Origin of the sequence: Geodermatophilus sp. CPCC 205506 (genome assembly GCF_051383635.1) — a bacterium.
Taxonomy (GTDB): domain Bacteria; phylum Actinomycetota; class Actinomycetes; order Mycobacteriales; family Geodermatophilaceae; genus Geodermatophilus.
In genome coordinates, this window is record NZ_JALPKP010000037.1 from 26,121 (window position 1) to 47,157 (window position 21,037).

At 74.2% G+C, this 21,037-nt stretch carries 18 protein-coding genes; 3 read left to right on the plus strand and 15 right to left on the minus strand.

Going from position 1 to position 21,037, the window contains the following annotated elements; all coding sequences use genetic code 11:
- The first annotated feature begins 44 nt into the window (after positions 1–44).
- Positions 45–1,469, plus strand: coding sequence for a hypothetical protein (locus MY520_RS19625; protein WP_436694249.1), 1,425 nt, complete (start codon positions 45–47; stop codon positions 1,467–1,469).
- Positions 1,470–1,611: 142 nt separating this feature from the next.
- Here the strand turns inward: MY520_RS19625 and MY520_RS19630 are convergent, their stop codons facing one another.
- The 10 genes from MY520_RS19630 to MY520_RS19675 form a co-directional block, all read right to left on the minus strand.
- On the minus strand, positions 1,612–3,096 hold the full coding sequence (locus tag MY520_RS19630) for a DEAD/DEAH box helicase (protein WP_436694250.1): 1,485 nt from the start codon (positions 3,094–3,096) through the stop codon (positions 1,612–1,614).
- 232 nt (positions 3,097–3,328) lie between these two features.
- Positions 3,329–4,390: an adenosine deaminase gene (locus MY520_RS19635; protein ID WP_436694251.1), complete on the minus strand. Its 1,062-nt coding sequence runs from the start codon at positions 4,388–4,390 to the stop codon at positions 3,329–3,331.
- 140 nt (positions 4,391–4,530) lie between these two features.
- Positions 4,531–5,349, minus strand: coding sequence for an ABC transporter permease (locus tag MY520_RS19640; protein WP_436694252.1), 819 nt, complete (start codon positions 5,347–5,349; stop codon positions 4,531–4,533).
- Entirely contained in the window at positions 5,346–6,257 is a 912-nt protein-coding gene (locus tag MY520_RS19645) for an ABC transporter ATP-binding protein (protein ID WP_436694253.1), read from the minus strand. The genes MY520_RS19640 and MY520_RS19645 overlap by 4 nt, the downstream gene beginning before the upstream one ends.
- A 38-nt stretch (positions 6,258–6,295) precedes the next feature.
- The gene (locus tag MY520_RS19650; RefSeq protein WP_436694254.1) at positions 6,296–7,576 is read right to left on the minus strand and encodes a thymidine phosphorylase; all 1,281 of its coding nucleotides are present in this window, start codon (positions 7,574–7,576) and stop codon (positions 6,296–6,298) included.
- Entirely contained in the window at positions 7,576–7,989 is a 414-nt protein-coding gene (locus MY520_RS19655; RefSeq protein ID WP_436694255.1) for a cytidine deaminase, read from the minus strand. Before MY520_RS19655 ends, MY520_RS19650 begins: the two co-directional genes overlap by 1 nt.
- Positions 7,989–9,266 (minus strand): ABC transporter permease, encoded by a 1,278-nt coding sequence (locus MY520_RS19660; protein WP_436694256.1) that lies wholly within the window; start codon positions 9,264–9,266, stop codon positions 7,989–7,991. Before MY520_RS19660 ends, MY520_RS19655 begins: the two co-directional genes overlap by 1 nt.
- Complete coding sequence (locus tag MY520_RS19665; RefSeq protein ID WP_436694257.1) at positions 9,263–10,480, minus strand: ABC transporter permease; 1,218 nt, start codon at positions 10,478–10,480, stop codon at positions 9,263–9,265. The genes MY520_RS19660 and MY520_RS19665 overlap by 4 nt, the downstream gene beginning before the upstream one ends.
- A complete protein-coding gene (locus tag MY520_RS19670) occupies positions 10,477–12,060 on the minus strand; it encodes an ABC transporter ATP-binding protein (protein WP_436694258.1) in 1,584 nt (527 codons plus the stop codon). The genes MY520_RS19665 and MY520_RS19670 overlap by 4 nt, the downstream gene beginning before the upstream one ends.
- Positions 12,061–12,283: 223 nt before the next feature.
- Entirely contained in the window at positions 12,284–13,351 is a 1,068-nt protein-coding gene (locus MY520_RS19675; protein WP_436694259.1) for a BMP family lipoprotein, read from the minus strand.
- 262 nt (positions 13,352–13,613) lie between these two features.
- On the opposite strand from MY520_RS19675, the gene MY520_RS19680 reads away from it, so the two are divergent.
- Positions 13,614–14,942 carry a D-alanyl-D-alanine carboxypeptidase family protein gene (locus MY520_RS19680; protein WP_436694260.1) on the plus strand — a complete coding sequence of 443 codons (1,329 nt, stop codon included), beginning with the start codon at positions 13,614–13,616 and terminating at the stop codon, positions 14,940–14,942.
- On the opposite strand, the gene MY520_RS19685 is transcribed toward MY520_RS19680, so the two are convergent.
- The 4 genes from MY520_RS19685 to hisC form a co-directional block, all read right to left on the minus strand.
- Positions 14,848–15,831 (minus strand): YihY/virulence factor BrkB family protein, encoded by a 984-nt coding sequence (locus tag MY520_RS19685; RefSeq protein WP_436694261.1) that lies wholly within the window; start codon positions 15,829–15,831, stop codon positions 14,848–14,850. The genes MY520_RS19680 and MY520_RS19685 overlap by 95 nt on opposite strands.
- Before the next feature lie 41 nt (positions 15,832–15,872).
- Positions 15,873–16,445: a 2'-5' RNA ligase family protein gene (locus MY520_RS19690; protein WP_436694262.1), complete on the minus strand. Its 573-nt coding sequence runs from the start codon at positions 16,443–16,445 to the stop codon at positions 15,873–15,875.
- Positions 16,442–17,464 carry a tryptophan--tRNA ligase gene (gene trpS / locus MY520_RS19695; RefSeq protein WP_436694263.1) on the minus strand — a complete coding sequence of 341 codons (1,023 nt, stop codon included), beginning with the start codon at positions 17,462–17,464 and terminating at the stop codon, positions 16,442–16,444. Before trpS ends, MY520_RS19690 begins: the two co-directional genes overlap by 4 nt.
- Positions 17,465–17,527: 63 nt before the next feature.
- Complete coding sequence (gene hisC, locus MY520_RS19700; protein ID WP_436694264.1) at positions 17,528–18,640, minus strand: histidinol-phosphate transaminase; 1,113 nt, start codon at positions 18,638–18,640, stop codon at positions 17,528–17,530.
- Between the two features lie 62 nt (positions 18,641–18,702).
- Between hisC and galE the strand changes: the two genes are divergently transcribed.
- On the plus strand, positions 18,703–19,659 hold the full coding sequence (galE, locus tag MY520_RS19705; RefSeq protein ID WP_436694265.1) for a UDP-glucose 4-epimerase GalE: 957 nt from the start codon (positions 18,703–18,705) through the stop codon (positions 19,657–19,659).
- Positions 19,660–19,714: 55 nt separating this feature from the next.
- On the opposite strand, the gene MY520_RS19710 is transcribed toward galE, so the two are convergent.
- Entirely contained in the window at positions 19,715–21,031 is a 1,317-nt protein-coding gene (locus MY520_RS19710) for a hemolysin family protein (RefSeq protein ID WP_436694266.1), read from the minus strand.
- Between the last annotated feature and the right edge of the window lie 6 nt (positions 21,032–21,037).

Sequence of the window (21,037 nt, forward strand, 5' to 3'; positions counted from 1 at the left end):
CAACCCGGAGGTGCGCCGCCGGGAGGACCGGGCAGGATGGCCCCGTGGCAAGGCCCAGCATCGTCCCCATCGCGCTCACCGTCGACGACCGAACCGGATACACCCTGTGGGCTCCACCGTGGGAGGAGGACGGGGAGGAGTGGCAGGCCTTCCTCGGCGCCTCCGAGGGCGACCGGGCGAGCGTCCACCTCTTCCCGACCCCGGCGGCCCTCGCCGCGTTCTGTCGCACCCGCACCGACCACGACCTCGCCGACCACCCGGTCTGGCCGGTCGTCGTCGGCCTGGGCGCCGCTGACCTGACGCCGGACGACGACCACCGCTACGACCTCGACGGCGTCTACGACATCGCCGCGGAGAACCCCGACCGCTGGGCGGTGGAGGAGCTCGCCGCGACGGTGGACATCGTCACCCGGCTGGCCGAGTGCCTGGACACCGGCGACGACGAGCTGGACGACGACCTGGACGACGACGAGCTCACCGACGAGGACGACGACCGCACCGTCGACGCCGACGTCGACCTCGACCGCCGTCCGGGCACCGACGTCGAGCGGGGCGGGGAGTTCGGCGCGCTGGCCGACCTGGTGGCCCGCCCCGAGATCGGCTCGCTGGGCCTCGGCGTCGACGCCTTCGTGGGCCGGGCCGGCGAGGACGCCTGGGGCGGCGTCGGCTCCGCCCTCGACGACCTGTGGGAGGACGTCCTGCAGGAGCTCGGCACCCACCTGGACTGGACCGGCGGCGGCACGGTCACCCTCGCCGACTACCCGTCGGCGGAGGAGGCGGACGAGGCCGCCGAGGACGAGGACCTCGAGGACGACGCCGAGACGCAGGAGCCGGCCGTGGCGGCGTCCCCGCCGACGCCGGTGAGCGCGATCGCCCGGCCCGGCCGGATCAGCGCGCCCCCGTCGGAGGTCGCCAAGGCCGCCGAGTTCTGGGAGGCGGTGGGGATCCTGCCGGTGGAGGTCGTCGTCCCCGAGGGCTCCGGGGTGACGCTGCGCTGCTACGTGGAGGACGAGGCGCGCTTCCTCGGCCGGGACGGCGAGGTCTTCGTCTTCCCCTCCCCCGCGCAGCTCACCCGGTTCTGCGCCGGCGACGAGGAGCACGACCTCGCCGAGATCGCCTCGTGGCCGGAGGTGGCCGACACCGACACCCCGCCGCTGCCGGCCGAGCAGGACCGCTACGACCTGACCGAGCTCACCGAGGTGATGGCGGAGGTCGCTGACGGCGCCGCCGGCCTGGTCCCGCACCGCGCGCTCGCCCAGCCGGTGGAGGGCGTCCGCGACATCGCCGAGTACGCGGGGCTCGACCGCGTCGAGGAGCTGCTGCGCCCGAGCGAACCGCTGGGCCGGACGGTGGCCCGCGCCGAGCGGGAGCCCGACGCCCCGCTGCGGGCCGAGGACGCCGCCGCGCTCCGGTCGGTCTGGGACGAGGTCGTCACCCAGGTCAGCGGGGCCCTCGTCTTCCGCGACTGAGGCACGCCCCCTCGAGGCATAGGAAGCTCTTCCCACGTCTTGCGGCCCCCGACGTGGGAAGAGCTTCCTATGCCTCTCCCACCGGACGGCAGCGGCCGGCCCCGGGGAACCGGGACCGGCCGCTGCCGGGTGGATCAGGTGCTCAGTCGGAGAACTGCGTCGACCGGCCGGGGCGGGCGCCCTGGGCGCGGTGGACGCTGGGACGACGGTCCCCGCCCCCGCGGCGCTCGCCGCCGCCCGACCGCTCGAAGTGAGTGCGCTCGCCCGTGGGGCGGTCGCCGTCCCGGCGCGGCCGGTCGCCGTAGGGACGACGCGGACGGTCGCCCTCGCGGCGCGGACGCCGGGCACCGGCGCCCGCCGGTCGGCGGGACTCGCGCACCGGGCGCTCGATCGGCTCGACGTGCACGCCGCTGGCGACCAGGTCGGCGATCGGGGCGTCGCCCGGACGGATCCGGTCGACCAGCGGGTCCACCTTGGCCGAGCGGAACCGGCGCTTGGCCTGGCCCACCTGGTCGGGCAGCAGCAGGGAGACGACCACACCGCCGGCACCGGCGCGGGCGGTGCGGCCCGAACGGTGCAGGTAGGTCTTGGCGTCCGTCGGCGGGTCGTAGTGCAGGACCAGCGACACGTCGTCGACGTGGATGCCGCGAGCGGCGACGTCGGTGGCGACCAGGACCGGCGAGCGGGCGTCCATGAACGCCTCCAGCGCACGCTTGCGGGCCGACTGCGGCAGCCCGCCGTGGATGGCCTCGGCCTTGATGCCCGCGGACTGCAGGTTCTCGGCGAGCCGGTCCACACCCAGCTGGGTGCGGGCGAAGACGATCGTCCGGCCGGGGCGACCGGCCAGTTCCGTGGCCACCTGCAGCTTGTCGCGGAAGGCGAGGCTGAACGCCAGGTGCTCGGCCGGCGGGGCCTCGCCGCCGGGGCGGACGACTTCGTGCCGGGCCGGGTCCTTGAGGTAGCGGCGGACCAGCGAGTCGACCTCGCCGTCGAGCGTGGCCGAGAACAGCAGCCGCTGCGCGTCGGAGACCGTCTGGTCGAGCAGCTCCTTGACGACCGGGAGGAAGCCCAGGTCGGCCATGAAGTCGGCCTCGTCCAGCACGGTGACGACGACCTCGGCGAGGGTGGCCTCGCCCTGGCTGATCAGGTCCTGCAGCCGGCCCGGCGTGGCGATGATGACATCGACACCGCGGCGCAGCTGCTGGATCTGGCGGTACATCGGCGCACCGCCGTAGACGGTGGCCAGCTGGACACCGATGGCCTGGCCGAGCGGGGCCAGGGCGTCGTGCACCTGCTGGGCCAGCTCGCGGGTGGGGACGAGCACCAGGCCACGCGGGGCGCGCCGGCCCTGCTTGGCCTCGGCACCGATCCGGGCGAGCAACGGCAAGCCGAAGGCCAGCGTCTTGCCCGAGCCGGTGGCGGCCTTGCCGAGCACGTCGCGCCCGGCGAGGGCGTCCGGCAGGGCCGAGGTCTGGATCGCGAAGGGGTGCCGGATGCCGCGCCGCTCGAGGGCGGTCACCAGCTGCTGGGGCAGACCCAGCTGGGCGAAGGTCGGGCCGGTGGGCGCCTCGACCTCGGGGGTGTGCTCAGGGGTGGTCGGGACGTCGACAGCGTCGAACGTGGTCATACGGGTGTGGGACTCCGATGCTTCTCGGGCGCGTCCCGTGGTCATGCGTGAACGCCGTCGACCGGCGTCCTCACTGGCGATCGCTCACGTCAGCTGTGACGCCCGGATCTGCACGGATGCGCTCATACCCGGACGGACCGTCCGGGAGGATGACCGGCGGTGTGCCGGTACACCCAGGTTAGCAGCGCGGGCCGACCCGCGATTCCCGAGCGCAGGGTGGTCCCCGCCACCCTCAGCCGCGCAGGGCGGCGAACCCCGGCCGGACGACGTCGGCGAGCAGCCGGGCGCGCTCGGTCTCCTCGACGAACGCGGCCGCCAGAGCCCGCTCGGTGACCGTCTGGACGTCGTCCCAGCCCCAGCCGCAGGTGGCGACGACGTCGGCCAGCTCGCTGGTCACCGAGACGCCGCTCATCAGCCGGTTGTCGGTGTTGACGGTGACCGCGAAGCCCAGCCGGTGCAGCCGGTCCACCGGGTGCTCGGCCAGGGAGGGGTAGGCGCCGGTCTGCACGTTGGACGACGGGGCGACCTCCAGCGGCACCTGCTCCTCGAGCACCCGCTTCGCCACCGATCCGAGCGACCCGTCGGCGGCCACCTCGTCGGCGATCCGCACGCCGTGGCCCAGCCGCTCGGCCCCGGCGGCGTCCAGGGCGGCGACGATGCTGTCGATCCCGGCGGCCTCACCCGCGTGGATGGTGCGGTGCGCGCCGGCCCGGTCGAGCAGCGCGATCGCCGACGGGTGCCGGTCGGGCGGGAAGCCGATCTCCGGGCCGGCGAGGTCGAAGCCGACCACCCCGGCGTCCCGGTAGCGGACGACCAGCCCGGCGACCTCGTCCCACCGGTCGGCCTGGCGCATGGCGCAGAGCAGGGTGCCGACGGTGATCGGGGTGGCGGCGTCCCGGCTGCCCGCCGCGAAACCGTCGAGCATCGCCTCGACCGCTTCCGCGATCGGCATGGCCGTGAGCAGCTCGGGGGCCATGCGGACCTCGGCGTACACGACGCCGTCGGCGGCCAGGTCGAGGGCGCACTCGCGGGCCACCCGATGGACCGCCTCCGGCCGCTGCATCACCGCGACGGTGTGCGCGAAGGTCTCCAGGTAGCGGACCAGAGAGCCGGAGTGCGCAGCGCCGTGGAACCACCGGGCGAGCGCGTCGGCGTCGTCCGCCGGCAAATCCCGGTACCCGTGCTCGTCGGCGAGCTCGAGCACCGTCTGCGGCCGCAGCCCGCCGTCCAGGTGGTCGTGCAGGAGGACCTTGGGAGCGCGGCGGAGCGAGGCGGCGTCGAGCGGTGCGGGCACGGCGCAACGCTACCCAGCCGTCACCCTGGGTCCCGGAACCACCGGCGGTTTCCGCGGAGGACGACGGGACTCCTCCGGCGGTTTCCGCGGAGGACGACGGGACTCCTCCGGCGGTCCCCGCGGAGGACGACGGGAGGGGCTCAGCCGGTTCCGCGGTCCTGCCAGCGGAAGGTGAGCACGCACAGCACCAGGCCGGCGACGCACCACACGGCCAGCACCAGCGCGACCCGGCCCAGCTCCCAGCTGCCGGCCGGCTCCTGCGCGGCCAGGGCGTCGGGCAGGAACACCGACCGCAGGCCCTGCGCCATCCACTTCAGCGGGAACAGCGCCGCGATCGTCTGCATCCACGTCGGCACCTGGCTGAACTGGAAGAAGACGCCGGAGATGAACTGCAGCACCAGCGCGATCGGGGTGACCATCGCCGACGCCGACCGGCCGGTCTTGGCCAGGCTGGAGACGGCGATGCCGAGCAGCGTGCACGCCGCCGAACCCAGCGTCGCGACCCAGACGAACGTGAACCAGTCGCTCCCCGAGGGCAGCGGCACGCCGTAGGCGACCGCCCCGACGGTCAGCAGGATCGCGAGGATGAGCACCGTGACGGCGAGGACCTGGACGACCTTGCCGACGAAGTAGGCGCTCTTGGGCATCGGGGTGCCCCACAGGTGCTTGAGCGTCCCGTCGGAGCGCTCGGTGGCGATGCTGATCGCCATGTTCTGCAGGCTGGCGCCGAGGATGCCCGCAGCGATGATCCCGGCCATGAAGTACTGGGTGAAGGTGACGCCGTTGCCGATGTCGTAGTCGAGGACGGCGCCGAAGACCACCAGCAGGATCACCGGGAACAGCAGCGTGAAGACCACCGACTCGCGCTGCCGGAAGAACTCCTTGAGCTCCACCGACGAGCGCGAGCGGTACACGCTCGACAGCGACGGCAGGGCCGTCGTCTCCTGGACGGCGGTCACGCCGGCTCCCCGATCATCCGCAGGTACACGTCCTCGAGCGTCGGGCGGGCGACCGCCAGGTCGGGCACCTCGCCGGGGAACCGGGTGGCCAGCTCGCGCACGAACGCCGTCGGCGTCGCGGTCGCCTCGGTGCGGCGGACGCCGCCCTCGGTCCAGGTGACGACGGCCGGCGCGGTCTCCCGGTCGCCGAGCCGGGAGGGGACGGCGACCTCGACCAGCCGGCCGCGGGCGATGACGCCGACCCGGTCGGCCAGCGCCTCGGCCTCGTCGAGGTAGTGGGTGGTGAGCAGCATGGTCGTGCCGAGGTCGCGCAGCGAGCGGATCAGCGACCAGAACTGCCGCCGGGCCTCGGGGTCGAAGCCGGTGGTCGGCTCGTCGAGGAACAGCAGGGTCGGCCGGCCGACGATGCCCAGCGCGACGTCCAGCCGCCGCCGCTGACCGCCCGACAGCGACCGGCCGCGCGCGCCGGCCTTCTCGGTGAGCCCGACCAGCTCGAGCACCTCGTCGGGGTCGCGCGGGTCGGGGTAGTAGGACGCCTCCGCGCGGAGCAGCTCGCGGCAGGTGAGCTGGCTGTCGCCGGCCCCGGACTGCAGGACGATCCCCAGCTGCGCCTTCCACCGCCGCGTCGCCTGGGCGGGGTCGGTGCCGAGGACGCGGACGTCGCCGCCGTCGCGGCCCCGGAAGCCCTCGCAGATCTCGACCGTCGTCGTCTTGCCGGCGCCGTTCGGACCGAGCAGCGCGAAGATCTCGCCGCGGTGGATGTCGAGGTCCAGGCCGTCGACGGCGGCGGACTCGCCGTAACGCTTCACCAGACCGCGGACGGAGATCGCCGCCTCGGGATCCAGCGGCTCCCTCTCGGGGCCCGCCGCGAGCTCGCGAGTGGTGGGGAGGAGGGAGTCCTTCTGCACGACAAGACAGTGTCCCCCATGGCCCTGAGGCTCGGTCCTCACGCCGTGATGCGGTCGAGCAGCAGCGGCAACGGCTCGTCGTCGGTGTCGACGCCGACCGCCCCCTCGAGCGCCTCGAGCGCCCGCTCGATCCGCGCGGGGTCGTCGGTGTGCAGCTCGAGCAGCGGCTGCCCCTCGGTGACCGTCTCCCCCACGCCGGCGGTCCAGGTGACGCCGGCGGCGGCCGACACCGGGTCCTCCTTGCGGGCCCGCCCGGCTCCCAGCCGCCAGGCGGCCACCCCGAGGGCGTAGGCGTCCAGCCGGGTGAGCGTGCCGGTCGCCGGCGCCGTCACCACGTGCTTCTCGGCGGGTTGCGGCAGCGGCGCGTCCGGGTCGCCACCCTGGGCCGCGATCATCCGCCGCCACACGTCCATCGCCCGGCCGTCGGCGAGGGCGCCGGCGGGGTCGACCTCGGACCGCCCGGCGCCGGCCAGCATCTCCCGGGCCAGCGCGAGGGTCAGCTCGACGACGTCGGCCGGCCCGCCGCCCGCGAGCACCTCCACCGACTCGGCCACCTCGACGGCGTTGCCCGCGGCGCGGCCCAGCGGCCGGTCCATCGCGGTCACCAGGGCGACGGTGCGCACCCCGGCCGCCTCCCCGAGGCCGACCATCCTGCGAGCCAGCTCGCGGGAGGCGTCGGGGTCCTTCATGAACGCGCCCGAGCCGGTCTTGACGTCGAGGACCAGCGCGTCGGCGCCCTCGGCGATCTTCTTGCTCATGATCGAGCTGGCGATCAGCGGGATCGACTCCACGGTGCCGGTGACGTCGCGCAGTGCGTAGAGCTTCTTGTCCGCCGGGGCCAGGTCGTTGCCGGCCGCGCAGATCACCGCGCCCACGTCGCGCAGCTGCGCCAGGTAGGCCTCCTCGTGGACGTCGGCCCGCCAGCCGGGGACCGCCTCCAGCTTGTCCAGCGTGCCGCCGGTGTGGCCCAGCCCCCGCCCCGACAGCTGCGGCACGGCCACCCCGCAGGCGGCCACCAGCGGCGCCAGCGGCAGGGTGATCTTGTCGCCGACCCCGCCGGTGGAGTGCTTGTCGGCGGTCGGCCGGCCCAGCGCGGAGAGGTCCTTGCGCTCGCCGGAGTCGATCATCGACTGCGTCCACACGGCCAGCTCGTCGGGCGACATGCCGCGGAAGAACACCGCCATCAGCAGCGCGCTCATCTGCTCGTCGGGCACCTCGCCGCGGGTGTACGCGTCGATCACCCAGCGGATCTGCTCGGCGGTCAGCCGGACGCCGTCCCGCTTGGCGCGGATGACGTCGATGGCGTCGAACGCGGCCATCAGCCCTGTCCCCGCTCCGCCGCCGCCACGAGGTCGTCCGGACCGAACGCGTCGGGCAGCACCGCGCTCATCGGCACGATGCCGAGCGACACGGTCTCGATGAGCATGCCGGCGCCGCCGTGCTCCCACAGCAGCTGCCGGCAGCGGCCGCACGGCATCAGCGGCTGCCCGTCGCCGCCCACGCAGGCGACCGCGACCAGCCGGCCGCCACCGGAGCGGACGAGGTCACTGACCATGCCGCACTCGGCGCACAGGCCCACCCCGTAGGAGGCGTTCTCCACGTTGCAGCCGGTGACCACGCGACCGTCGTCCACCAGCCCGGCCACGCCGACGGGGAACTTCGAGTACGGCGCGTAAGCGTGCGTCATCGCCTCCCGCGCCGCCGTCCGGAGGACGTCCCAGTCGACCTGCATCAGTGTTCTCCTCGTCGATAGACCAGGCCGTCGGCCTTGGGCATCCGCAGGCGTTGGGACGCCAGCGACAGCACGAGCAGCGTGGTCAGGTGCGGGGTGAAGAAGACGATGCCCGCGGGCAGCCGCTCGATGGTGAGGAAGCCGACCAGAGCCGCGGCCGCGAAGGCCCCGGCGAGCACCGCCTGCACGAGCTTGCGCTGCACCCCCTGGTACACCGCCACCGCCGCCAGGAGCACGGCCACGAGCAGCAGCAGCGCCACCACGGCGGTCCGGCTGCGCAGTTGTAGCGCGTCGGCGAAGCCGAACAGCCCCGCACCGGCGGCGAGACCGCCGGGCCGCCAGTTGCCGAAGATCAGCGCGGCCAGGCCGATGAACCCGCGGCCGCCGGTCTGGCCCTCGCGGTAGATGTTGGCGATGAACACGAGGGACACCCCGCCCAGCCCGGCCAGCGCCCCGGAGATGACCACGGCGGTGTACTTCAGCCGGTACACGGGCACGCCGAGCGAGTCCGCCGCCGCGGGGTTCTCCCCGCAGGAGCGCAACCGCAGGCCGAACGCCGTCCGCCAGAGGACGAGGTAGGACACCGGGATCAGCAGGACGGCGACCAGGGTGAGCACACCCACGTCGCTGGTCAGCCCGCGCAGCACGCCGGCGAGGTCGCTGATCAGGAACCAGTGCCGCTGCTCGAGCGAGCCCAGCAGGTCCGGCCCGGAGGACAGCACCGGGAGCGAGAAGTCCGGCGGCTGGCTGGCCAGCGGGGGTGACTGGGCGGCGCCGCCGCCGGCGGGGTTGTCGATGTAGTTCAGCTCGGAGAGGAAGCGCACGATGCCGGCGGCGAGGAGGTTGATCGCCACGCCGGACACCACGTGGTCGACGCCGAAGGTGACCGTGGCGATCGCGTGCAGCAGGCCGCCCACCGCGCCGAGGACCACCCCGCCGACCACGGCCGCGCCCCACCCCCACTGGTAGCCGGCCCAGCCGGCGCCCCACGTGCCGAGGATCATCATGCCGTCGAGGCCGATGTTGACCACGCCGGCCCGCTCGGAGAACAGGCCGCCGAGCGCGGCGAGCGCGATGGGGACGGCGAGCAGCAGCGCGGCCGCCATCGTGGACGACGACGTGAGCTCCTGCTCCCCCGAGACCACGCGCACCACGGAGACCAGCACGAGCACGCCGAGGACGAGCCACAGCACCCGCCGGGAGCGGCCACCGCCGGTGAGCAGGTCGGTGAGCGGCCCGCGGCTGGGCCGGGCAGGCGGACTCTGCACGGTGCTCATGCCTGCGCTCCCTGCTGTTCACCGGGCACGGGGGTGTAGGCGCGGCGGCCGCCGTCGGGACCGTCCCCCGGGGGCGAGCCGCCGCCTCCGCTGCCCCCGGAGTCGGGCGGTGGGGCCGCGGCGGACGACCCGGCCCGCTCCGCCGAGCGCAGCGCCAGCCGGCGGGCGATCTCGTTGGCGATGACGACGGCGAGCACGATGGTGCCCTGGATGATCGTGACCACCGACGACGGGATGTCGGCGAACTGCAGCGGCAGGGCCGCCCGGTCGAGGAAGGCGAACAGCAGCGCCGCCACCGCGATGCCCAGCGGGCTGTTGCGGCCCAGGAGCGCCACCGCGATGCCGAGGAAGCCGAGCCCGGCGGTGAACTCCGTGCCGAACTCGTGGACGTCCCCGAGCAGCTCCGGCATGCCGATCAGGCCGGCGATCCCGCCGGACAGCAGCATCGTCTTGATCACCATGCCGCGGGCGTCCACGCCGCTGGCCCGCGCGGCCGACGGCGAGAGCCCCGTCGCCCGCAGGTCGAATCCGAAGCGGGTGCGCCTGAGCAGCACCGCGACCGCGACGCCGATGACGATGGCGACCAGCAGGAAGCCGTAGAGCTCCGAGCGCGGCTCGGCCAGGCCCAGCCCGGTGAGGACGCCGTTGAGCCCGGGGAACCAGCCGGACTCGGGGATGGTCTTGGTCGTCACGATCGACTGGCCCTCGGCGCTGCCCCGCAGCGGCCCGGTGAGCAGGAACGAGGCGATGCCCAGCGCGACGAAGTTGAGCATGATCGAACTGATCACCTCGCTCACGCCACGGGTGACCTTGAGGACGCCGACGATGCCGGCCCACACCGCCGCGACGACCACGGCCACGACCACGATCAGCAGCACGTGGAGCGGTGCCGGCAGCGTGACGGCGGCGCCGACGGCCGCGGCGAGGATCGTCGCCAGCCGGTACTGGCCCTCGACGCCGATGTTGAACAGGCCCATCCGGAACGCGACGGCCACCGCGAGGCCGGCCAGGAACAGCGGGACCGCCCGGTTGAGGATCACCACGATCGACTGGGTCTGCTGCGACGGGGTGTCGCCCAGATCGGTCATGACCCGCAGCGCCGCGATGGGGTCCTTGCCGATCAGGGCGATGACGATCGCCGTGACGATGAGCGCGACGACGATGGCCATCGCCGGCCCGAGCAGGGCCAGGCCGACCCGGCGGAGACGGTTCACGCGGCACCTGCCGTCGTCCGGGCACCGGTCATGTACCCGCCCAGTTCCTCGGGGGTGACGCGGGAGGGGTCGACGGTGGCGACGAGCGAGCCGCGCAGCATGACGTGCAGCGTGTCGGACAGGCCGATCAGCTCGTCGAGGTCGGCGGACACGAGCACGATCCCCATCCCCTCGGCGCGGGCGTCCTTGAGCAGCTCCCAGATCACCGCCTGCGCGCCCACGTCGACGCCCCGGGTCGGGTGCGCGGCGATGAGCAGCCGGGGAGCGGCGCTCATCTCGCGCCCGACGATCAGCTTCTGCTGGTTGCCACCCGACAGCGCGACGGCCAGGGTGTCCGGGCCCGGCGCGCGGACGTCGTACTCCTGCATGATCCGTTCGGTGTCGGCACGCGCGGCCCGGCGGTCGAGGAACCAGCCTCTCACCGCCGGCGGCCGCGTCTGGTGCCCGAGGATGCGGTTCTCCCACAGCGGGGCGTCCAGCAGCATCCCCTGCCGGTGCCGGTCCTCGGGGATGAAGCCGATGCCGGCCTCGCGCCGGGCGCGGGTCGACCAGCCGGTGACGTCCTCGGCGCCCAGGGTGATCGTGCCGCCCGCGAGCGGGCGCAGGCCCATGATCGCGTCGACCAGCTCGGCCTGGCCGTTGCCCTCGACGCCGGCGATGCCGACGACCTCGCCCTCGCGCACGGTCAGGTCCACGTCGTGGACGAGCGGCCGGCGCCCGGGCTCGCCCACGGTCACGTGCCCCAGCTGCAGCACCGGCGTGTCCCGCACGGTGGATGTCCTCGTCTCCGGCGTCGGCAGCTCCGCGCCGACCATCATCTCGGCCAGTTCCCGCGTGGACGTCGTCCTCGGGTCGGCGGTGCCGACGGTGGTGCCCCGGCGGATGACGGTGATGGAGTCGGCGACGCGGCGGACCTCGTCCAGCTTGTGCGAGATGAAGATGACCGTCAGGCCCTCCCGCTTGAGCTCGGCGAGGTTGCCGAACAGCTCGTCGACCTCCTGGGGCACGAGGACGGCGGTCGGCTCGTCGAGGATCAGCGTCGTCGCCCCCCGGTACAGGACCTTCGCGATCTCGACCCGCTGCCGGTCGCCCACCCCCAGGTCCTCCACGTGCTCGTCGGGATCGAGGTCGAGGGCGTAGCGGTCGGAGATGTCGGTGATGCGGCGCCGGGCCTCGGCGCGGTCCAGGCCCAGGCCGCGGGTGGGCTCGCTGCCCAGGACGACGTTCTCGAGGACGGTGAAGTAGTCGGCCAGCATGAAGTGCTGGTGGACCATGCCGATGCCCGCGGCGATCGCGTCGGCCGGGCTGCGGAAGTGCACCTGGCGCCCGTGCAGGAAGATCTGCCCCTCGTCCGGCCGGTGCATCCCGTACAGGGTCTTCATCAGCGTCGACTTGCCGGCGCCGTTCTCCCCGACGATGGCGTGCACCTCGCCGCGGCGGACCCGCAGCTCGATGTCCTTGTTCGCCACCACGCCGGGGAAGCGCTTGGTGATGCCGTGGAGCTCGACCGCGTACGGGGCGGCGTCGCCGTCCGCACCGCCGGCCGCCGCCTCCCCTGACGGGACGCCTGCTGTGGCCATGGTGGGCCCTCCCTCGTTGCGCCCTCCGGGTGTGCGGGCGCGTCCAACTCTGCTGCATGGGGCGCGCGGGATCGACCGCTCCCCTCGTCCGGCCGGGGTCCCCCCGGCCGCCGCATGATCGCTCACCGGGAGGGCAGGGGCCCGGCGCTCACGACGGCGGGCCCGGGGGCGGAAGTGCTCCCCCGGGCCCGCTGTCGTCGTGCGTCCGCTCAGCCGGCCGGCGTCACGGGGTCGTGGGGACCTCGATCGTGCCGTCGATGATCTGCTGGCGGTAGGTGTCCAGGTCGCCCTGGATGTCGTCGATGAAGCCACCGGTCGTGGCCAGCCCGACGCCCTCGCTCTCGAGGTCGTAGAGGATGTCGGCGCCGCCCTCCACGTTCCCGTCGACGAAGGAGCCGACGAAGGCGGTCACCGCGTTGTCGACCCGCTTGAGCATCGAGGTCATGATCACGGCCTGGAGGGCCGGGTCGTCGACCGTCTGGTACTGGTCGGAGTCGACGCCGATCGCCCGGGCACCCGCGGCGGCCGCCGCCTGGAAGACGCCGGTGCCGGAGCCGCCGGCCACCTGGAAGACGATGTCCGCCCCGCCGGCGTACATGCCCGAGGCCAGGATCTGCGCGCGCGCCGGGTCGTTGAACCCGGAGAAGTCACCGGCCGGCGAGATGTACTGCACGTCGATGCCGATGTTCGGGTTCACCGTCTGGGCCCCGGCCTGGTAGCCGGCCTGGAAGGTCTGGATCAGGGGGACGTCGACACCACCGACGAACCCGATGCGGCCGGTCTCGCTCTTCAGCGCGGCGGCGGCGCCGGCGAGGAAGGACCCCTGCTCCGCGGCGAAGATCAGGCCGGTGACGTTGTCACCCTTGCTGGTGCCGTCGGGCAGCTCGTGCGAGCCGTCGACCTGCGCGAAGGTCGTGTCCGGGAACTCGGCCGCGACGTCGGCGATGATCTGGTCGTAGGCGAAGCCGACCGCGATGACCGGGTTGTAGCCCTGCTCGGCGAGCTGGGCGAGGAGCTCGGCACGGTCCGAGCCGTCCTCGTTCGGGGTGACCTCGCGGTACTCCCCGCCGAACTCGGCGATCGCGGCCTCGGCGCCGGCGAAGGCGGAGTCGTTGAACGAGCGGTCGCCACGACCGATGGCGTCGTAGGCCAGGCCGATCCGCAGTTCGGTGCTCTCGGCACCGCCACCGCCGCCGCCACCGCTCTCCGGCTCGTCGCTGGCGCAGGCCGCCAGGGCCATGCTGCCGGCCAGCAGCATCGCCGCGGCCTTCATCCTCCGCGCTCGGCGCAAGACGGTCTCCTCTCTGGGGGGACGGGCCCTCGCAGAACCGGGCCCCTCCCGGTGGGATCAGGGGTCGCGCGCCGCCGGCCGGGACCGCGTGCGGCCGGGCCGGAACGAGCGACCAGGGCACGCTAACCGCGGGTCGCACCACCGCCACCACCTCGGGAGGACACCGAGATGGGATCGTTGCGAAGGGCCGCCCGCGCAGTGGCGCCGGCCACGGGCCGGTCCGGGGTGAGCGCGGCGACCTGCAGGTCTAGCCTCCACCCCCGTGGGACGACGGACGGCCGCGGCGCGGCTGGGAACCGCACTCCTGGCGGCCGCGCTGCTGGTGCTGGGTGGTGCCGGCGCCGCCCTGGCGGAGGAGGCCCGCCCCACCGCCGACCTGTCGGCGCCGACCCCCACCGCCCCGGAGCCCGGCGGCCCGCCCCAGGGCAGCGGGCCCGGTGGGGTGACCGTGGGCGGGGAGGGGCTGGACACCCGCGGCACGGTCGTCGTGGACGGCGCCCCGCCGCTGCCCGAGGGCATCGCCGCCCCCGGGTGGCTGGTGGCCGACGCGACCACCGGCGCGGTGCTGGCCGCCCGCGACCCGCACGGCCGCTACTACCCGGCGAGCACCCTCAAGACCCTGACCCTGCTCACCCTCGCCCCGCTGCTGGACCCCGCCGAGGTGGTCGAGGGCACCGAGGAGGACGAGCGGATGGAGGGCAGCCGGGTCGGGATGGTCGCCGGCGGGCGCTATCCGGTCTCGCTGCTGTTCGAGGCGCTGGTCCTCCAGTCGGGCAACGACGCGGCCAACGCCCTGGCCCGCGCGGCCGGCGGGGTCGGGACGACGGTGCGGGCCATGAACGACACCGCGGCGGCGATCGGCGCGTTCGACACCGTCGCGGGGTCGCCGTCCGGGCTGGACGTCGCCGGCCAGTCCTCCTCCCCCTACGACCTGGCGCTGGTCTTCCGCCGGCTGGTCGCCGACCCGCGCACCGCCGCGATCCTGCGGACGCCGCTGGCCGCGATGCCCCCGGTCGAGGGCCGCTCCCCCGGCTACCAGATCCAGAACGAGAACCCGCTGCTCACCGCCTACCCCGGCAACCTCGGCGGGAAGACCGGCTTCACCGACGCCGCCCGGCACACCTTCGTCACCGCCGCCGAGCGTGGGGACCGGCGCCTGGTGGTCAGCGTGATGGGCACCGAGAGCCTTCCGCTGCGGGCCGCCGACCAGGCCGCCCTGCTGCTCGACTGGGGGTTCGCCGTCCCGTCGGGAGCGGCCGGCGTGGGCGTGCTGGTCGACTCGGCCGACGACGTCGCGGCGCCGCCCACCGTCACCTCCGCCGCCGCCCCGGTGGCGGAGACGGACGGCGCCCTGGCCGCACCCGCGGCGCGCACCGCCGGCGACGATCCGGCCTCGCCGCTGGTGCCGGTGGCGCTGGGGATCACCGCCGTGGTGATCGTCGTGGCGACCGTCGTCGGCTGCCGGCGGGCGGTGCGGATCGTCCCGGCACCCCGGGTCAGGCGGCCGGGGGGACCACCGGGTCGTCCGGGTCCCGGACCGCGGGGGCGGCCCGCTGCACCCGGGGCAGGGTCGCCGTCCAGGCCGCGGTGAAGAACGCGAACCGGCAGACGGTGTTGAGCCACACGAGGATGCCGACGGCGCCGCCGAACGCCGAGGCGGTCACGCTGCCGGAGATGAGCGACAGGTAGAGGCTGCCCAGCAGCTTCATCGCCTCGAAGCCCGCGGCGCCGAAGACCGCACCCGGCAGCAGCAGCCGCACCGGGTGCGGGTTCGCCGGGACGACCTTGAGCAGCCACAGGAAGACGACGACGTCCGTGCCGAGCGCCAGGGCGAGGCCGAGCACCCAGGTCAGCACCCCGAGGCCCGGTGCGCCGTCGAGGCCGAGCACCCCGAGCAGCCGCCCGCTGGCCTGGGTGACCGCGCCGGTCAGTCCGAGGCTGAGCAGCCCGGTGGCACCGAGGGCGACCAGCGCGGTGAGGTCCTGCAGGTTGTCCCGGAGGAACTCCGGCTCGTCGGCGCGTCCCCGCCAGACCCGCTCCATGCCGATCCGCAGCTTGTCCATGGCCCGCAGCCCCGCGTACAGGAAGCCGGCCAGGCCGATGAGGCCGGTGACCCCGGCCGCGCCGACCGCCCCGCGCAGCTCACCGACGATCTGCTCGCCGGTGGAGCCGGGGAAGGCCTCGCGGATGGCGTCGTAGAGCTGTTCCTGCAGCAGCGCGTCGCCGGCGAGCGCCAGCCCGATGACCGAGGCGACGAGGAGCAGGACCGGGACGAGCCCGAGGAAGACGAAGTAGGTGACCCCGGCGGCCATGAGCTCGCCCTGGGTGCGCCGGTAGCGGCCGCCGGCGCGGGCCAGGTGGTCGAACCACGGCCGGCGGCGGCGCAGCCCCGCGACCAGGTCCCCCCAGCCCGTGGCCAGCCGGGTGGCCCAGGCGAGACGGCCCGCGGGCTCGGACCGCTCGGTCCGGGTGGCACTCACCGCTCCCGGTCTGCGGCCTGGCGGAGACCCGCGCGCCACGGTCAGGAGAGCGGCGGGCCGGTGAGGGGGTACTCGCGGGCGATCGCCCAGGCGCCGTCGGGTGTCTGCTCGAACTCGGTGAAGTGGGTGACCCGGAACTCCGCCGAGAGGTCGGCCAGACCGCAGTAGGCGAGGTCGAGCATGTCGGCCGGGACGTCGTGGGCGACGGTCACGTGCGGGTGGTACGGATAGGACAGCGAGCGGGTCAGGGGGCCGCGCCGGACGTCGTTGGCGATCAGCTCGCAGTTGCCGATGCCCCGGGCGACCGCCACGAAGACCACCTCGGAGACCGGCGAGAACGTGCCGGTGCCGGACAGGTGCATGTCGAAGGCCGGGTGCGCCCGGGCGACCGCGGCCAGGTGCGCGCTGATCGCCGGGCGGTCGGCGACGGCGACCTCGGTGGGCGGCAGCAGCGTGACGTGCGGCGGGACGAGGGTGGCCTGCGCGTCGCCGACCTTCGTCCGCCAGTCGACGAACACTTGCGCCCACGGCTCGGGGATCGGCACGACCACCCCGAGGACGGCGGTCTCCGGCACCGCGATCCGGCTGCGGGGCACGAAGGTGTCGTCGTTCACGGCCTCACCCCCGCAGGCGGCAGGAAGCCCACGCGGTCGTACGCGGCCGCGACCGTGCCCGCGGCGACCTCCCGGGCACGGGCCGCGCCGGCGGAGAGCACCCGCTCGAGCTCGGCCCGGTCGTCGAGCAGCTCCTGCGTGCGCGCGCGGACCGGCGTCACGAATTCGACGACGACCTCGGCGAGCTCCTTCTTGAGGTCGCCGTAGCCGCGGCCGGCGAACCGCTCCTCCAGCTCGGCGACGGGAGTCCCCGACAGCGCGCTGTGGATGGTCAGCAGGTTGGTGATCCCCGGCTTCGCCACGGGGTCGGCGACGACCTCGCGACCGGTGTCGGTGACCGCCGAGCGGATCTTCTTCGCCGTCACCTTGGGGTCGTCGAGCAGCAGGACGCAGCCGGCCGGCGGGAGGCTCTTGCTCATCTTCTTGTCCGGCTGCTGGAGGTCCATGACCCGGGCCGCCCCCTCGGGGATGATCCCCTCGGGCACCGGGAAGGTGTCCCCGAAGCGGCCGTTGAAGCGGATCGCGACGTCGCGGGTGAGCTCGAGGTGCTGCCGCTGGTCGTCGCCGACCGGCACCTGGTGGGCCTGGTAGACCAGGATGTCGGCGGCCATGAGCACGGGGTAGGTGAACAGGCCGACGGTCGTGCCGGCCGCCCCCTCGCGCTGGCTCTTGTCCTTGAACTGGGTCATCCGGCTGGCCTCGCCGAACCCGGTGAGGCACTCCAGCACCCAGGACAGCTGCAGGTGCTCGGGCACGTGGCTCTGCACGAACAGCGTGCTCCGCGCCGGGTCGACTCCCAGGGCGAGCAGCTGCGCCGCCGAGACCAGGGTGTTGCGCCGCAGCTCCGCCGGGTCCTGCGCGACGGTGATCGCGTGCAGGTCGACCACGCAGTAGAAGGCGTCGGTGGTCTCCTGCAGCTGCACCCACTGGCGCAGCGCGCCCAGGTGGTTCCCGAGGTGGAAGGAACCCGCCGTCGGCTGGATGCCGGAGAGCACACGGGGAGGAGGCACGTCGGTCATCAAACCAGCCGCCGCGCGGCCGCCGCGCCGGGCGTCCCGAACGGGCTCGTCACCGTCGGCGGGTCACGCGGCCGGCGTGGCGGAGCGCACCTGGTCGAGCGCCGCGAGGAAGGCGTCGTCCTCCTCGGGGGTGCCCACGGTGACCCGGATGCCCTGGCCGGCGAAGGGCCGGGTGATGACCGCCCGCGCCTCGAGTGCGGCGGCCAGGCCGGCCGCCTCCTCCGCCACCGGCAGCCAGACGAAGTTCGCCTGGCTGTCGGAGACGTCGAACCCGCGCTCGCGCAGCGCCGCGGTCAGCCGCTCCCGCTCGGCGGTGACCGCCGCGCAACGCCGGCGCACCTCCTCCTCGCTGGCCAGTGCGGCGACGGCGGCGGCCTGGGCGAGCGAGGAGACGCTGAAGGGGACGTGCGTCCGGCGCACCATCTCGGCCACCGCGGGGTCCTCCGCGACGAGGTAGCCGACCCGCAGCCCGGCCAGCCCCCAGGCCTTGGAGAAGGTGCGCAGCACGGCGACGTTGGGCCGCCCGCGCATCAGCTCCAGCCCGTCGGGGACGTCGGGGTCGGTGACGAACTCGCGGTAGGCCTCGTCGAGGACGACGAGCGTCTCGGCCGGGACGGCGTCGAGGAAGCGCTCCAGCTCCGCGCGGCGGACCGCCGTCCCGGTCGGGTTGTTCGGGTTGCACACGAAGACCACGCGGGTGGTGTCGTCGACCGCCGCGGCCAGCGCGTCGAGGTCGTGGGTGTCGGCCGGGCCGCCCGGCCGGCCGGGCACCAGCGGGACCATGACCGCCCGCGCACCGGCGACCTGGGCGAGCAGCGGGTACATCTCGAAGGACCGCCACGCGAAGGCGATGCTCGTCCCCGGGTCGTTGAACGACTGCGCCAGCTGCTGGCAGAGCATCACCGCACCGCAGCCGGCGACGACCTGGGCCGGGTCGACGCCGTACCGCCGCGCCAGCGCGGCGGTCAGGACGACGGCGCCGTTGTCGGGGTAGCGGTTGGTCTCCCCCGCCGCGGCGGCCAGCGCCTGGACGACGGCCGGCAGGGGCGGGAACGCGACCTCGTTGCTGGCCAGCTTGACCGCCTGCGGCACCCCGATCTCACGGGCGAGGTCGGCGGGGTTGCGCCCCGGCTTGTAGGCGGGGAGCTGCTGCACCGCCGGTCGTGCGCTGACCACTGGCTCGTCCTCCTCGACCGCGCCGCAGGGTGGCCCGCCCCGCGGGCTTCTAGGGTGGGCGCATGCGCGTACTCGTCGCCGGTGGGGCCGGCTACATCGGCAGCGTAGTCACGGCCGCTCTCCTGGAGAGCGGCCACGAGGTCACCGTGCTCGACGACCTCTCCACCGGGCACGCCGACGCGGTCCCGTCCGGGGCCCGGTTCGTGCAGGCGTCGCTGCACGACTCGGCCCCGGTGCTGGCCGACGTCCGGCCCGAGGGGGTGCTGCACTTCGCGGCGAAGAGCCTGGTCGGTGAGTCGCAGGTCAAGCCGGAGATCTACTGGGACACCAACGTCGGCGGCTCCCTCGCGCTGCTGGAGGCGATGCGCGCGGTGGACTGCCGCCGGATCGTGTTCTCCTCGACCGCGGCCACCTACGGGGAGCCGGAGCAGGTGCCCATCCGCGAGGACGCCCCGACCCGGCCGACCAACACCTACGGCGCCTCGAAGCTCGCCGTCGACGCGATGCTCACCTCGTACGCGACCGCCCACGACTTCGCCGCGGTGAGCCTGCGCTACTTCAACGTGGCCGGTGCCGCCTACGGCCTCGGCGAGCGGCACACCACCGAGACCCACCTCATCCCGATCGCGCTGCAGGTCGCGGCGGGCACCCGCCAGGCGATGACCGTCTACGGCGAGGACTACCCGACTCCGGACGGCACCTGCATCCGCGACTACATCCACGTCGCCGACCTCGCCGACGCCCACCTGCTCGCGCTGACCGCACCGGCCCCGGGCGAGCACCGCATCTACAACCTGGGCAACGGGACCGGATTCTCGGTGCAGCAGGTCGTCGACGCCGTCCGCGAGGTGACCGGCCACCCGGTGCCGGTGGAGGTGGGCGACCGCCGGGCCGGCGACCCGGCCCAGCTCGTGGCCTCCAGCGACCGGATCCGCACCGACCTGGGCTGGAAGCCGCAGCACACCGATCTGGCCGGCATCGTCCGCGATGCCTGGGAGACCGCCCGCTCCCGCACCTGAGCAGGCATAGGAAGCGTTTCCCGCGTCGTACCACCTGAGACGTGGGCATGGCTTCCTATGCCGCGGGGCCGCCGGTCGCGGGCTCGGGGTCGGGCGCACCGCTCACCAGGAGCCGGGCGATCCGCCGTCCGTCGAGTTCGAGGACGGTGAGCGTCCGGCCCCCGGCGGTCACCGAGTCCCCCGGTTCCGGCAGCCGGCCGAGCTCGGCGAGCACGAAGCCGGCCACCGTCTCGTAGGGGCCCTCGGGCAACTGCAGGCCGGTGACCTCGCGGAAGTCCTCGAGGTTGAGCAGGCCGTCGACCTCGTGCGGGCCGCCGGGGACCTCCTCGCCGCCGGAGGCGACGTCCTCGTCGTACTCGTCGTAGATCTCCCCGATGACCTCCTCGATGAGGTCCTCGAGGGTGACGATGCCGTCCGTGCCGCCGTACTCGTCGACGACGATGGCGAGGTGGTGGTTCTCCCGCCGCATCTCCGACAGGGCGGTGAGGACGCCGGCGGTGCCGGGCAGCCGCTTCACCTCGCGCACGAGGTCACCGACGGTCGCCGCCCGCCCGGCCGGGTGGTTGGTCAGGAACAGGTCGCGCACGTGCACGAAGCCGACGACGTCGTCCTCGTCGCGGCCGGCCACCGGATAGCGCGAGTGGCTGGAGTCGTGCACCTGGCGGGCCGCCCGGCTGGCCGTCATCGACGCCTCCAGGAAGTCCACCTCGGTGCGGGGGGTCATGACCTCCCGCACCTCGCGGTCCCCGGCGCGGAAGACCTCCCCGATCAGCCGGCGCTCGTCGGTGCTCAGTGACTCGTGCGCGGCCACGAGGTCACGCAACTCCTCCTGGCTGATCGCCTCGCCGCTGGCCCGAGGGTCGCCGCCGAGCAGACGGACCAGGGCGTTGGTGGACACCGACAGCAGCCAGATGACCGGGCGGAACAGCGTGGCGATGCCGTTGAGCGGAGCCGCGACCAGCAGCGAGAAGCCCTCGGCGCGCTGCAGGGCCAGCCGCTTGGGGGTGAGCTCGCCGACCACCAGGGACAGGTAGCTGATCGCGATGGTGACCAGCACGAGGGCGAGGGTGTCGGCGAGCCCCTGCCCCATGCCGAGGCCCTCCAGGCGGTCGCTCAGCGGCTCGGCGAGCGTGGACGCACCGAAGGCCGCCGAGAAGAAGCCGGCCAGCGTGACGCCGACCTGGACGGCGGCGAGGAACCGGTTGGGGTCGCCCAGCAGCCGGGCGACCGTGCGGCCGCGGCGTCCCCGCTCCGACATCGCGCGGACCTGTGACTCCCGGAGGCTGACCAGCGCGATCTCGGCGCCGGCGAAGGCGCCGCCGACGAGCACGAAGACCACGACCATGACGATGTTCAGCCAGACGTCGCTCACCGGCGG